Consider the following 14,173-nt stretch of genomic DNA (forward strand, 5'->3'; position numbering starts at 1 on the left):
TCCTTTATTTTTTAGCGTTCACTAGCTCTTGCTGTAGCTCATATAAAATATTCATCGCCTGCATCGGTGAAGTACCTAGAATATTGACCTTTTCTAATTTCTTTAGCACCTTTGCCTCGGATGGAGAAATCGACTCTTCCTCTGCAAATAAAGACATCTGCACTGGTTGTTCAGCTATCACCTGTGTTTCGGCAACTACCTCTTTCCCTGCCTCAAAGTTCTCAAGTAATACACGGGCTCTAGCTAAAATTTCCTCAGGTAATTGAGCAAGCTGTGCCACATGAATACCATAGGATTTATCAGCCGCTCCTTTTTTTACCTTATGCAGGAATACGACCGTACCATTTTTTTCGGTTGCCGAAACATGCACATTTTGTAAGCGTGGCAAATCCTTTTCAAGTGCTGTCAATTCATGATAGTGCGTAGAAAATAACGTATTTGCCCCAATTTTGTCATGAATATATTCCATCATTGATTGTGCCAAACTCATACCATCATATGTCGATGTTCCACGTCCAATTTCATCAAATAGCATCAAGCTATTTTTTGTTGCATGCATAATTGCATGTTGCGATTCAAGCATCTCCACCATAAATGTAGATTGCCCTGCCGCTAAATCATCAGCCGCTCCAATCCGAGTAAAAATTTGGTCGGTAATAGGCAATCTCGCTTTTTCAGCGGGTACATAGCAGCCCATCTGTGCCATAACAACTATTAATGCAACTTGACGCATATAAGTACTTTTACCTGACATATTCGGTCCTGTAATAAGCATCATATTGTTCTGCTCTTCTAGGACACAATCGTTTGGTACATACATTTGCTTATTCAGCATTTTTTCAACTACAGGATGACGTCCTTCTATAATTTCTAGGGCACGTCCACCATGAAATTGCGGTTTCGTAAATCGATATTTTTCTGAGACACTTGCAAAGCTTAGTAAAACATCTAATTCACTAATGCTTGCTGCCAGTGCTTGGACACGTGGAATATAAGCTTTTAATACATCACGAATTTCTACAAATAGGTTGTACTCTAATGTTAAGCTTTCTTCTTCAGCATTTAAAATCAATGCTTCTTTTTCTTTTAGTTCCTGTGTAATATAGCGCTCCGCATTCGCCAATGTTTGTTTGCGCTCATAGCGTGTTAAATCTGCTAAATGAATATTTGATTTTGTAATTTCAATATAGTAACCAAAAATGCGATTATAGCCTATTTTTAAATTTTTAATACCTGTTTTCATACGCTCTTCTTGTTCAAGTTGGGCAATCCAATCCTTACCATTACGAGCAGCATAGCGAAGTTCATCTAAGCGTTCATTATAGCCATCACGGATAACATCCCCTTCTTTAATGGTAATAGGGGGATTATCGGTAATCGCTTTTGCTAATAATGCCTCGACATCTGAACATGTATCAAGGTCTGCACCTAAATGCTGTAACGTTTCTTTATTTGAACCCATTAACTGTTGCTGGATAGTTGGCACTTGGCGTAAAGAATCACGCAATTGGGCTAAATCTCGTCCACCCACATTACCAAAAGCAACACGACCAGCCAAACGCTCTAAATCATATACCTGTTTTAAGGATGCTTGAAGCTCTGTTCGTACAAAATATTCTTCCAATAAATCCGTCACAATCGCTAGTCTAGCCTCTATTGCTGAACGTGTGGCAAGCGGCTGGTGTAGCCATTGCTTTAATTTTCGCCCACCCATCGCTGTCACAGTGTCATCTAATAGCCATAAGAGTGTACCTTTTTGATCGCCACCACGAATCGATTGAATCAGCTCTAAATTGCGCTTTGAGCTAGAATCAATGCGCAAATAATTTTTCATTTCATTAAAAGTGAATGCCTGAATATGTGATAAAGATCTCATTTGCGTTTGATCAATATATGCTAACAATCGAAGACATGCAATTTGTAACGGTTGTGGTACAGCTTCTAAATAGCCTGCTGCTTTGTGCATAGGCATTTCATTCACTTCAATTGAAAGCACGATACCAGCATTGACGGCATGCTCTGCTAATAATAGCTGCAAACTATCCGTTACAATCAGTTCTCGAATGCCATATGCCTGCATTTGCATTAATAAAGCTTTCCCATCGCCTTCAATAGAAGACGCTACTGCCTCACCTGTTGATAAATCTAAATAAGCATAGCCAAATGTTGTGTCATCTAATTGCTCTGCCGCGCCAATAAAATGATTAGATTTACCATCAAGGGCCTTCCCTTCCATAATTGTTCCTGGTGTGATAAGCTGAACCACTTCACGTTTGACCACACCTTTTGCTTGCTTTGGATCTTCTGTTTGTTCACAAATAGCCACTTTATAGCCCTTTTGCACAAGTGTTTCAATATAATTTTTAGCCGAATGATGCGGCACACCGCACATTGGTATTCGCTCTTTTGCGCCTGCATCTCGGCTTGTTAATGTAATTTCTAAAATTTGTGAGGCATTGATTGCATCCTCAAAAAACATTTCATAAAAGTCACCTAATCTAAAAAATAAAAAGGCATCTTTGTAATCTTCCTTTACCTGTAGATACTGTTGCATCATTGGTGTATATGTTGTCATATCACTATTTACCTCGCTCTTGCCTTATAGATATATTTATTATAACAAAAGATACATGCGAAACGCTTCAATCACCTTTTTTAAGATGCTAGCATTTCGCATGTATCAAAAAATGATGTTTAGTAGACTTATCTTGGACGTTCATCAGGAAACGATGAAGACTCTAACACATACCTGCCTTCTCCTTCAGAACTAGAAGATGAGCTAGAACTAGAGCTTGATGAGGATGAAGATGAGGATGAACTTTCATCACTAAGGTTCCAATCTTCTTCATAGTCTAGTGGATGCACACTAATACAAATTGTTGTTTCACCCATTACTTCAACAATTACTTCACGTTCTACTACAATTTCAAATTTCGTACCACATGGAGAGATTATCGCTTCAATACAATTTGGTTCTTGTATCACACGTACACGAACATCATCACCAACACTAATTTCACCTTCTCGATAGTGAAGCTTCACTTTGTCTTTATAGTGAACCGTTTCAGAAAACACAGCTGTTTTCGAATGATTACTATAGGCATACCATACATTGACATCAAATTTCCCTGTTACTTCTACAAATTTCCCAACTTTTTTTGCAGAGCAAGTATGATTGATTACCCAGCATCCTAAAATACTTGTCGGTTTATTTGTTGGTGATAATGTCACACGTTCTTCCGTTCTCTTCTTCCCTTTGGCAACTACTGCTTTCGTCACGATTTGTCGTAAACGTTTCAGCGCAATTCCTCCTTCGACTCTTTTCACTCCATCATATGCAGGTAGCGCCCATTGGGTGAACATATATTTTTAGAGAATGAAATGGATCATTTAAAACTTTTCTGTGAGAGGCCTAAGATAGCCGCTGTAAGCTTCAATAGAAGAAGACGTAAAAAAAGCTCGAATGACAGCATTCGAGCTTTGATTTCTATCATCTTTTAAGAGCAGCTACCTGGCTGAGTGTTTTCTACATACGAGCCTGTTTCACCACGAAGTACATCGCCACCAGTTGAACGAATAATTTCATTTGTTACATTATTTGCGATTGTATTCGAAACAAGTTGCAATAAATCATTTACATCGCCTTGTGATTCTTTAAATTGTTGTACGACTGGGATGGCATTAATTTCTTCTTCGATTTTGGCAATTTTATCTTCAATCATTTTTAATGCTTTTTCTTTCCCTAAGTGTTGGAAATTAACAGCTTGTTTTTGTAAGCTTTTTAAACTTGCAATACGTTCACGTACATGTTGATTTTCATTAATTTGCGCTTCTGCTTTTTTGAAAAATTCAACCTCTGGCGTATTCGCAATCATATGTGCAATTTCGTGTGATTTTTTAATTAAATCTTCTTTTGTATATAAGACTTGTGTCATTTACGCTTCCACCTTTTCATTTTTTACTACTTCTACAAATTCACCAGTAAGTGAATAAGATGTAGTCTCTGTTATTTTTACTTTTACTAATTGACCAATTACTTCTGCTGGTGCTTTAAAGTTAACTAAACGATTTTTCCGCGTATAGCCCGCTAGCACATCGTCGCGCCGTTTACTTGTTCCTTCAACTAATACTTCGACAACCTCTCCATTTAAACGCTCTAATGCTTTGCGTGAGTATTCGCCCACCACTTCATTTAAACGTTGAAGACGCTCTTTTTTTACCTCTTCAGGTACATTGTCGATCATTTTCGCAGCTGGTGTGCCTTCACGTGGAGAATAAATATACGTAAACGCTGCCTCAAAGCCGACTTCACGGTACAAGGACAATGTTTCCTCAAACTGCTCCTCTGTTTCATTCGGATAGCCAACGATAATATCTGTTGTTAATGTTACTTCAGGAATTGCCGCTTTAATTCTATCCACTAAACCGAGGAAATGTTCGCGTGTGTATTTACGCGCCATAATTTTTAGCACGTCATTCGAGCCAGATTGTACTGGTAAATGGATGTGCTCCACTAAATTGCCACGTTTTGCAAGAACTTCGATTAAATGATCGTCAAAGTCACGTGGATGACTCGTTGTAAAACGGATCCGTGGAATATCAATCTTTCTTAATTCATCCATTAAATCTCCAAGACGATAATTAATATCCTCAAAATCTTTGCCATATGCGTTGACATTTTGGCCCAGCAACATAATTTCTTTGTAGCCCGCTGCCGCTAGCTCACGAACTTCAGCAATAATCTCCTCTGGTCGGCGACTACGCTCTTTACCACGTGTATACGGAACAATACAATACGTACAGAACTTATCGCACCCATACATAATATTAACCCAAGCCTTAATGGAACCAAGACGTTTTTTCGGCAGATTTTCAATGACATCGCCTTCTTTAGACCAAACCTCTATGACCATTTCTTTCGACATGTAGGCTTCTTTTAAAATGTTTGGCAGACGGTGAATATTGTGTGTACCAAATACCATATCGACATGTGGATAGCTTCTTAAAATTTTATTAACCACAGATTCCTCTTGCGACATACAGCCACATACCCCTATTAGCATCTCAGGGTTTTTTCGTTTATATTTCAACAGGAAACCAAGTTCTCCAAATACTTTGTTTTCTGCATTTTCACGAATAGCACATGTATTTAGCAAGACAACGTCAGCCTCTTCAATCACCTCTGTTGGTGTGTAGCCTAGCTGCATAAAAATCCCTGCCATTACTTCTGTGTCATGCTCATTCATTTGGCAGCCATAAGTTCGAATATAGAAGGTGCGATCTTTGCCCATTCCTGCGAACTCTTCTGCAATGCTAAAATCCTTATGATACTTGACATCTTCTTTCCCACGTTTTTTAGCATCTTTTAAGGAAGGAGCTGTAAAGACCCTCTCAAAATATTTACTATAATCCTTTTCAGGCTTGTCTTCTTTTTTGGGTTGATTGACTTGTTGATTTGCTAAGCGTTGTTCCTCATTCATCGCAATCAGGTAACTCCTTTCAAACGAAATCCATGCACTTGAATTCCCATTTTATTATTATACTGAATAGTTGATACTTCCTACAAGGTTTGCGCCTCAAATGTCGTGGTTTCGACTTAATTATATGAAGATAGGCGTAATTATCCATCAGCTCTGGCGTTCTATCCTGAAAGTTTTAAAGCCCTATCCTTCATTTCACATATGCTAACCATTGCTTTTGTTAAAATACTTGCTGTATTTTATCTGTAAATATGAATGATACAATTTCAGCTTTATCCAACGCTTTATATTCATATCTTCTTTATATAGTAATGCATCCGTGTATTGCCCATCTTTCTTTAGTTGCTTTGCTTCTATTTTTAATTTTTCATTCTTCATGTATTTAAATAACGTTTTTGGTGGAAGGAGTGACCATACATGCTTTGTCTGGACATATGTTCGTTCATGATGAACTTGGAATAAATAATCATCCACCACATATTGCATTAAATTATACCCGCTTGCGGTCACATAGTAGCTTGACGCCCCTGCGCGCAAATTCATTTCAAATAGCTTGTATTTCCCATCCCTGATGTCATATTTCATATCAAAATTAGCAAAGCCTGTATAGCCGATGTCCTCTAAAAAATACCGAATGGATTCCATTAGCTGTTCATCATAATCGGTCATGACCGCTAAAGAAATGCCTTTGTTTTGTGGAGATGGATCTTCAAGTAGCTTGTTGCTTACACACATTAACTTTACTTTTCGATCCCTTCCTACATATACGTCTAGAACACGTATATAGGAATCATCGCCTGGAATAAATTCTTGAACGATTAAGGTGTCTTGATAGCTAGAACGATAAATACAGCGAATGATGTGCTCCATCTCTTCGGCATCATGCACTAGATATATTTTTTTCTTTTCAGGAAAGGAACAGTTCGTATAGGTCACGGCATTGGAAGGTTTAATAATAATGGGATACTGGATAGGGAGGTCTCTATTTGGATGATGTTCCTTTGTTATGATGATGGTTTTGGGGTATTTTAACTGATATTTATCACAAAGCTGGTAAAACTTTTCCTTAGTTTGGACCATTTTTAGTAAAGCCTGATCTATATAAGGTAAAATAAAGTACTTTTCAAGCTTCTTTTTATTTTCAATGATAAGCTCAGCATAATAGCAGTCACACACTAATAGAATCAATTTCTTTTGCTGGCACTGCATGGCTACTCTGACTAGCGCTTGTACAAATAGGGCTGGGTCATCTAAATGTTCAACATATTGAAAATCCAGAATACCGCTATTTTGCGTTGCAATTCCCTGAGAGCCCCCCAAAAAGAGTGAGCGCATCGATCTTCCTTTTTTAGCTGGCTCAATGACAAGACTTTTCACGCGATAGGCTGCATAAAAAGAGCGGGCTACCCCGTAGGCATGTTGACCCGATTGTATAATAATTGGCAAAAAGGGTTGTTCTTTTATGGATGTCAATTGGACTCTCCTCACATTAAAAAGATGAATTTAATCATGTGTATGCGAGCTAAATTGTAGTTATGTAATACGAGTAAAAGGCACTATATCGAAGCTGTAGTGCCCTATACTCAACCTATAATGTAATCATTTTTTTAACTCGCTGTTCAAAGGAGACAACGGCTTGAACGCCATGACTCTTTAGTAGCTCTGTATTAGCAGATGTAAATTTACCTAAATCATCTGGGAAATGTGCATCAGAGGATACAGTAAAAGCAACTCCATGTTCAAGTAAGGTTTGTAAAAAACGAGGGCTCGGGCACATTTCCTGTACAGGGTAACGATAATACAGCCCGGCATTGATTTCAGTGGCGGTTTCAGTAGACGTTAGTGCCTTTGCAATACGTTTATACCAAGCTTCAAGAAACGCACGATCCTCCACCTGATAATTAAATACTTTAAAATTATCTAAATGGGCAACAAAATCAAACATATTGGAAAGAATCATTTTCTCAACTACTTTAAAAAATCGCTCATAATTTTGTTGTAAAGAAAGTTGATCCATTTGCTCAAAAAGATATTGTGTTTGCGGATTATCAAAGCCCCACCCATCGACAAAATGGACAGAACCAATTACATAATCCCAAGGATAACCAGCTAGTAAAGCTGTTAATTCCTCCTCTCCACCAACAAAATAATCTGCCTCTATACCAAGTCTCAACGTAATCCCATGCTGACGCCATTTTTCCTTTGCCTGCTGAATGGACGCCACAAAAGCATCTATGTTTTCTGTCATCACACGATCCAGCCAATAGCGCTGTACCTGCCCAATTTCACTATCATCCAGTCTCATATAGCGCTCAAAATAGGCACGTGTTTCTTGAAAACGATATAAGTGATCGACAATCCCCACCTCACGTAAGCCAAGCTGCTTTGCCTGTTCGAGATATAAATCCAACCATTCCTCACTATAACAGCCATTTTTCACGCGCTGTGCTAGCCGCTGTAAATGACAGGTCATTTGTTGCTTAGAGCCTTTTTCCGTTTCATCATCCGAATGAAAAAACTCCAGTGCCTGCGATGTACGCTCTAGCCAGCGAAATGAATAAGGCCCCTCTTCTAAATGTACGTGATAATCAATTGTCATCAGTTCTTCCCTCCATTACATATCGTCCATTTTTCCTCATAAGCCTGCCATTCTAATGGACAAGTGCTTTCGCAAAGAATTTCTGTACATTCATCAAGATGACAGATTTGAAAAAATGATTTGCCATTAATTTTGGATCCATCGGCTAATAAATAACTCACTTTGCTATGCTTGAGCATTTTCTTAGAAATAAGAGATTCATCCAAATCGTAATCATAAACAATGCCCTCACTCATACCACCACACGATAGAAAAGCCTTATCAAAATTCATATTATCTAGCATTTCTAACGTCATAGCACCTGCAACAGAAGATTGTTTTGGATTCGCCGTGCCCCCTAGTAATATGACCTTGCCTGTCATGCGTCGTTCTTCTATGGCTAAATTAAATTGAATAGCTGCTGCAATTGAATTCGTTACAACCGTTATATCTTCAACAGCTAGTAAAAAATCGGCTATATGTACTGTTGTAGTACCTGTGTCTACTGCAATAGTATCGCCGTCGCAAATGCGTTTTGCTGCCATCTGAGCAATTTGTCTCTTTGCGTCCTTGTGCATTTGTAGCTTGCGTAAAAATACCGGTTCATTGCGTACATTCGTATATTTAATAGCCCCACCATGAACCCTTGATAATAAATGCTGTTGCTCTAATTCATCAAAGTCTCGGCGAATTGTTTCTGGTGCCACCTGAAGGGCATCGGCAATATTAGCAACAATAATTTTTCCTTCTGTATCTAATTGTTTTAAAATAAATTCAAATCTTTCCAGTTTAGCGTAAGTCATGATAGCGCAATCACATCTTCTTGTGCGACATAACACTTATAGGATTTTCCCATTTCAATCGAGTACCCTTGTTGATGCAGTTGTTCCATTGTAAACGTCATTTCTCCTTCAAACGTAGTACGAATAATATTGCCGCTCATTAATGATTGTTTGGCAATTCCAGAGAGACACAAGTCTCCATCTCGTTGATCGAGATGCAGTGCTTCAGGTCGTATGGCAAATTTAGTGGATTGACCTATTAAAGATTTGCCAAGCATTTTTTCTAAAGATTGGCGTGGAAAAACATTATAATGACCGATGAAGTTAGCAATAAATTCATTATTTGGTCTCGTATAGATTTCCGTTGGCGTACCTGTTTGGGCAATGCTGCCATTATTCATAACGAATATTCTATCCGAAACAGCCATTGCCTCCTCCTGATCATGTGTAACTAGAATCATAGTCATATTTAATTTTCTTTGAATTGATCGTAAATCTGCTTGAAGTTTTTTACGAATTTGAGCATCGAGCGCGCTAAGTGGTTCATCTAATAGCAATACTTTAGGACGGACAATTAATGCACGAGCCAGAGCAACACGCTGCTGTTGACCTCCAGATAATTCTTTCGGGTAAGCATTAGCTTTCTCACTTAGATGAACAAGCGCAAGCATTTCATGAACACGCTGCTCCATATCTGTCTTATTGACTTTTTGCATACGCAAACCAAAAGCAACATTTTCGTGCACAGTCATATTTGGAAAAAGTGCATAGGATTGAAAGACCATACCTACTTGACGATCCTTCGGTTGTACGCCATTCATATCTTTTCCTTCAATCGAAATCTTACCTGCCGATGCATCTGTTAAGCCCGCAACAATCCGCAAAATGGTACTCTTTCCACAGCCACTAGGACCTAATAGTGTGATAAATTCTCCCTTTTGTATTTCCATATGAATATTGGTTAAAACAGATACTTGTCCATATTTTTTATGAAGCCCTTCAATAATAAGATAACTCATAGATTTGTAGCACCTTTCGATCGTTTTGTTACGATTGCAATGACGAATGTTAAAAGACCCATCAGCACGAGATAGATGAATACAACTGCACTAGCTATATGTCCACTTGTGCTAAGCTTTTTCATTAAATAAATTTGAACGGTTTCAAAGCGAGAACCGACAACAAGATTAATTAAGACAAACTCACCGAATAAGACTGAGAAGGATAACAATGCTCCTGCAAATAAGCCCGGATAAACGGTAGGCAGTAAAATTTTTGTGAATGCCTGCCTTTTCGATGCACCTAGCAATTGTGCCGCATCAAGTAGCTGTCTCGCATCTATATTTCTTAAACTATTTCGTGTACCTTGATAGATATAAGGAAGAATCCCCACAACATAGGCACCTAAAACAACGAATATCATCGGTATACCTATTTTGCTATAAACGCGTATAAGCCCAACAGCTAAAATAATGCCTGGAAAAGAATACACCATCACCACTGCCATCTGTATCCACTTTTCATATTTAGGAAAGTACAAGACAATGACAAAGATGGCTGGCACAATGACGAGGAGTGCGATACTAACTGCACCACCTGCTAAAAGTACTGAACGACCAAATGCCTGAATAAAATCGGTATCCCGAAACAATGTAGCAAGCCATTTTAGCGTAAGTCCCTCTGGCAATATCGATTTATTCCATTTTGTTGCAAACGCATAGAGCATTGTTGCTAACACAGGTAATAGTAAATACCCCACTAGCAGAAGGAAAAAGAAATCAGCCAAACCACGCTTTTTCATTTTACTTTCCTCCTTGTTTTAGAGATGCTCCATTCACTGATAAGCATGGCAGTCACCATTGTCACTGCTAATATTACTGCAATGGCGCTGGCTAGCTCTGGCTGAGCAAAAATATCACCTTTTATTAAGGAGCCAATACGAATCGCCACTAAATTATAATTACTGCTTGTTAATGCATAAGCAGAGGCATACGCACCCATTGCATTGGCAAACAATACACTAAAGGTTCCCACAATTCCTGGCAGCATAACAGGGATACCAATTTTCATCCAAAATTGCCAGCTGGATGCCCCTAGAAGGGCTGCTGCCTCCTTCCACTGTTGTTGAATCCCATCATAAATGGGGTAGAGCAGCATAAGCGATAATGGCAGCTGAAAATAAATATAAATTAGTAACAATCCGCTCCAACTGTAAAGTGAAAAGGACGTCAACACATCAATATCCCATTTGTCAAATAACAATGTAAATAAACCACTATTGCCAAGTAAAACGATAAAAGCAAATGCTAGCGGAATACCTGAAAAATTGGAGGTTAAGTTCGTTAGTATTATAATTTTCTCCCGTACTGGCTCTGAAAACTTCATCATGGCATAAACCGCGAACAATGTGATAAGTAACGCAATCATAGCCGAGATAACAGATAATGTAATACTATTTTTAAAACCTTGGAGAATGTAGTCGTTCGTAAAAATCGATTCATACTGCTTCAATGTAAAGCCCTCACTATTTTGAAAGCTTGTAATGAGCATATATAGTAGCGGTACTAAGAAAAACAGTAATAGTAATACAAGAAAAGGCGAAAGCCAAGCAATGGATTGCCGCTTCGATATCAACACACTCACTTCTTTCTATAAATGACTTGCGGCTTATGGGGATAATAGCCGCTCCTTACAATAAGAGCGACTACTACTATTTAAACCTCTTTTGGTGTAAACACACCGTCTAATAAGAGTGGCACCATATCATCTGCAGGCTTGATATTTAATAAATGACAGCACAGTGGTGCAACTTGTAATTGTGAAATAATGCCTTCTTTTATACCAGCCTTTACAGCATCTGAAATGACAAAGAGCGGGACATGACGATCCTCATGCGTTGTGCCGCCATGATTCCCATCTCTTGTCATGCCATGATCAGCCGTAACGATCACCTCATAGCCCTGTGCCATACACTTTGGAATAAATAATGATAATAAGGCATCCATCGCTAAAACACGATTGCGATATTGGGCAGAATCCGCCGTAAATTTGTGACCATCATCATCGACATTCATTGGATGAATATAAAGGAAATCAGGCTGCTTTTGATCCATTAACCATGATGCATCGGCAAACACATGACTATCTGGATAATGATCCTCAAAATAAAATATACCGTTGTCAATTGGTAATTGTGTATCGAGTTGTATCCTGTCCTCCATATGATTAAATGGTGCTCTATTATAAAGTTCACTCACCCAATAATAGGCGGAGGCTGCTGTAGATAAACCGTGCTCCTTTGCGACATGAAAGACACTTTGCCCGTTCGATAAACGCACTGTCATATTGCTGGTAACGCCATGGACAATAGGGGGAGTACCCGTTAAAATCGTCTCATACAATGGTCTCGATAAAGATGGCACCTCTGAGCAAATCTTATAGCGAGCAGCCACCTGACGCTCGACTAGATGGTGTAAGAATCCCATATGTGTACAGGCTGTATCAAAGCGTAATGCATCGATGACAATGAGAACCACTTTGTTATTTTGCATGGATTAACACCTGCTCTTGATAAAGTTGAGGGATTTGCTTTGTTGTTTCTTCCCATTTCTTTTGATCTTTTACTGGCTGTGCATTCGTATACATATCAGCTGGTAATAATAAATCCTTTACATCTTGTGGAAGTTCAACGTTGTCTCGAATCGGACGAGCATAGCCTTTTGCTAAATTTTCTTGACCAGCGTCAGATAAAATGTATTCACGTGCTAGCATGGCAGCATGTGGGTTTTTAGCATATTTATTAATAACTGTTGCATAACCAGAAGTAACAGATCCTTCCTTTGGTATCACTACATCAAAGCGCTCCTCGTCGATTTGGTGACGATAGCCTAATGCATTAAAATCCCATAAAATCGCAACATCGATTTCACCTTTTTCTAGGTTCGCTACTGATGGATCCCCCTGTAAACGACCTTGCTTCGCTAATTCAGCAAAGAAATCTATACCTGGCTGTATGTTCGACTCATCTCCACCAAATGCCATAGCAGCTGCTAATATGGCAAACTGTGCTTGGTTAGCTGTTAATGCATCCCCAATACTGACTGTGTAATCTCCATTTTTCAGATCTTCCCATGATGTTGGAGCATTCTTCACATTATTTTTATCTGTCAAGAAAGAAATGGTACCTGTATAGCCAACAATCCAGTGTCCTTCATCGTCTTTTGCCCAATCAGGTATTTCATCCCAATATGATGTTTTGTATGGTAATGTTAAGCCCTTGTCCTTAGCGATTGGTCCAAAAGCAATCCCGACATCTCCAATATCTGCTGTAGCATCTTCCTTCTCTGCTTCAAACTTCGCTAACTCCTCGGCACTCGACATATCCGTATCCTTGTGTTTGATGCTATATTCGGTCCCGAGTTCCTCCCAGGTTTCTACCCAATTCGCCCATGTATCTGGCATACCGACAGAATTAACAGTGCCCTCTTCCTTTGCTTTTTCTGTAATGTCCTCAAGCGATAAATCCTTGTTTACCTCATTTGCACTAGATGAACTGTCAGAACAAGCTGCCAACATGGAAATAGCTAATGCACCAATTAGACCTTTTTTCCACAGTTTTTGAATTGCCATGTGTTGGACCCTCCATTTGTTTTGCTTTATTTTTATTTGCTTACAAACGTTATGTTATAAAACAAACATTAAGCAAGTATGGAGATGTTAAGAATATTTAGTAAAAATTATTGAGGAATTATAAATATCTATGAATTTAATGAATAAATGAAGTAGACTTGTAAAGCTGAAGGGGGAAGATAAGGAAAAACCTAAGTATGTGTACGTTTGCTTTACAGACGTACACATACCTAGGTTATTTGGAGAGACCTAAAAAATCAGCATATGTATGCGGCTCATTTTCCTTGAGAATTGTTAAAAATGTAAATGCCAGTTGCACAACTGACCACCATCTCATATTGTAGGACATTTCAAAACGAGAGGGCTCTAATGAAAAGACATCTTGAAAAATATCTAGCGGTTCTATTTGCTCATCCTTTAAAATGGATAGAAAACCAAGAAATAACGTATGATCTTTAACCTCAATCAATTTGTCCTCTACAAGAGCATCAATATTTTCAGGCTGCTGAAAATTACACTGAGTTGCAACATAACGTTCTAAATCCTGAGCACGCTTTCGGTCTTCACGTTCCTTTTTTTTTGCAATAAAATCAATGACGTTATTCACGTCCATCGCCTCTTTTTTTTCTTTTATTGTAGCATTTTTTATAGAAACATTGCCTGAAAGAGCCCTTTATCCAATCCACTTAAATGGTTTGTTTTTT

The 14,173-nt window shown here is 38.6% G+C and carries 13 protein-coding genes; all 13 read right to left on the reverse strand.

Annotated features, from left to right (window positions below; all coding sequences use genetic code 11):
• Nucleotides 1-4 precede the first annotated feature (4 nt).
• The 13 genes from mutS to CD31_RS19680 all read right to left on the reverse strand — a co-directional run bounded on the left by mutS (nt 5) and on the right by CD31_RS19680 (nt 14,082).
• Nucleotides 5-2,575, reverse strand: coding sequence for a DNA mismatch repair protein MutS (gene mutS, locus CD31_RS19620; RefSeq protein WP_036080273.1), 2,571 nt, complete (start codon nt 2,573-2,575; stop codon nt 5-7).
• 128 nt (nt 2,576-2,703) lie between these two features.
• The gene (cotE, locus tag CD31_RS19625; protein ID WP_176408483.1) at nt 2,704-3,363 is read right to left on the reverse strand and encodes an outer spore coat protein CotE; all 660 of its coding nucleotides are present in this window, start codon (nt 3,361-3,363) and stop codon (nt 2,704-2,706) included.
• A gap of 134 nt (nt 3,364-3,497) precedes the next feature.
• Nucleotides 3,498-3,935, reverse strand: a complete 438-nt coding sequence (locus CD31_RS19630) for a YlbF/YmcA family competence regulator (RefSeq protein WP_036080276.1) — start codon at nt 3,933-3,935, stop codon at nt 3,498-3,500.
• Nucleotides 3,936-5,480, reverse strand: a complete 1,545-nt coding sequence (gene miaB, locus CD31_RS19635; protein WP_036080279.1) for a tRNA (N6-isopentenyl adenosine(37)-C2)-methylthiotransferase MiaB — start codon at nt 5,478-5,480, stop codon at nt 3,936-3,938.
• Between the two features lie 204 nt (nt 5,481-5,684).
• Nucleotides 5,685-6,953, reverse strand: coding sequence for a carboxylate--amine ligase (locus CD31_RS19640; RefSeq protein WP_036080282.1), 1,269 nt, complete (start codon nt 6,951-6,953; stop codon nt 5,685-5,687).
• Between the two features lie 115 nt (nt 6,954-7,068).
• A complete protein-coding gene (locus tag CD31_RS19645) occupies nt 7,069-8,079 on the reverse strand; it encodes a histidinol phosphate phosphatase domain-containing protein (RefSeq protein WP_036080285.1) in 1,011 nt (336 codons plus the stop codon).
• Complete coding sequence (locus tag CD31_RS19650; protein WP_016991950.1) at nt 8,079-8,861, reverse strand: DeoR/GlpR family DNA-binding transcription regulator; 783 nt, start codon at nt 8,859-8,861, stop codon at nt 8,079-8,081. The genes CD31_RS19645 and CD31_RS19650 overlap by 1 nt, the downstream gene beginning before the upstream one ends.
• Nucleotides 8,858-9,859, reverse strand: coding sequence for an ABC transporter ATP-binding protein (locus CD31_RS19655; protein ID WP_036080288.1), 1,002 nt, complete (start codon nt 9,857-9,859; stop codon nt 8,858-8,860). Before CD31_RS19655 ends, CD31_RS19650 begins: the two co-directional genes overlap by 4 nt.
• Entirely contained in the window at nt 9,856-10,641 is a 786-nt protein-coding gene (locus tag CD31_RS19660) for an ABC transporter permease (protein WP_036080291.1), read from the reverse strand. The genes CD31_RS19655 and CD31_RS19660 overlap by 4 nt, the downstream gene beginning before the upstream one ends.
• A complete protein-coding gene (locus tag CD31_RS19665) occupies nt 10,638-11,483 on the reverse strand; it encodes an ABC transporter permease (protein ID WP_176408484.1) in 846 nt (281 codons plus the stop codon). The genes CD31_RS19660 and CD31_RS19665 overlap by 4 nt, the downstream gene beginning before the upstream one ends.
• A 71-nt stretch (nt 11,484-11,554) precedes the next feature.
• The gene (locus CD31_RS19670) at nt 11,555-12,391 is read right to left on the reverse strand and encodes an alkaline phosphatase family protein (RefSeq protein WP_036080293.1); all 837 of its coding nucleotides are present in this window, start codon (nt 12,389-12,391) and stop codon (nt 11,555-11,557) included.
• A complete protein-coding gene (locus CD31_RS19675) occupies nt 12,381-13,469 on the reverse strand; it encodes an ABC transporter substrate-binding protein (protein WP_036080295.1) in 1,089 nt (362 codons plus the stop codon). The genes CD31_RS19670 and CD31_RS19675 overlap by 11 nt, the downstream gene beginning before the upstream one ends.
• Nucleotides 13,470-13,704: 235 nt before the next feature.
• Nucleotides 13,705-14,082: an ELKS/Rab6-interacting/CAST family protein gene (locus CD31_RS19680; protein WP_244905015.1), complete on the reverse strand. Its 378-nt coding sequence runs from the start codon at nt 14,080-14,082 to the stop codon at nt 13,705-13,707.
• Between the last annotated feature and the right edge of the window lie 91 nt (nt 14,083-14,173).

Origin of the sequence: Lysinibacillus boronitolerans JCM 21713 = 10a = NBRC 103108 (genome assembly GCF_000772935.1) — a bacterium.
Classification (GTDB): Bacteria; Bacillota; Bacilli; order Bacillales_A; family Planococcaceae; genus Lysinibacillus; species Lysinibacillus boronitolerans.

Excerpts from the sequence above, each read along its gene's own strand:
- CD31_RS19655 (WP_036080288.1), bottom strand. The coding sequence starts at position 9,859 with ATGAGTTATCTTATTATTGAAGGGCTTCATAAAAAATATGGACAAGTA.
- CD31_RS19660 (WP_036080291.1), bottom strand. The coding sequence starts at position 10,641 with ATGAAAAAGCGTGGTTTGGCTGATTTCTTTTTCCTTCTGCTAGTGGGG.
- CD31_RS19680 (WP_244905015.1), bottom strand. The coding sequence starts at position 14,082 with ATGGACGTGAATAACGTCATTGATTTTATTGCAAAAAAAAAGGAACGT.
- miaB (WP_036080279.1), bottom strand. The coding sequence starts at position 5,480 with ATGAATGAGGAACAACGCTTAGCAAATCAACAAGTCAATCAACCCAAA.
- mutS (WP_036080273.1), bottom strand. The coding sequence starts at position 2,575 with ATGACAACATATACACCAATGATGCAACAGTATCTACAGGTAAAGGAA.
- CD31_RS19630 (WP_036080276.1), bottom strand. The coding sequence starts at position 3,935 with ATGACACAAGTCTTATATACAAAAGAAGATTTAATTAAAAAATCACAC.
- CD31_RS19670 (WP_036080293.1), bottom strand. The coding sequence starts at position 12,391 with ATGCAAAATAACAAAGTGGTTCTCATTGTCATCGATGCATTACGCTTT.
- CD31_RS19645 (WP_036080285.1), bottom strand. The coding sequence starts at position 8,079 with ATGACAATTGATTATCACGTACATTTAGAAGAGGGGCCTTATTCATTT.
- CD31_RS19650 (WP_016991950.1), bottom strand. The coding sequence starts at position 8,861 with ATGACTTACGCTAAACTGGAAAGATTTGAATTTATTTTAAAACAATTA.
- cotE (WP_176408483.1), bottom strand. The coding sequence starts at position 3,363 with ATGTTCACCCAATGGGCGCTACCTGCATATGATGGAGTGAAAAGAGTC.
- CD31_RS19675 (WP_036080295.1), bottom strand. The coding sequence starts at position 13,469 with ATGGCAATTCAAAAACTGTGGAAAAAAGGTCTAATTGGTGCATTAGCT.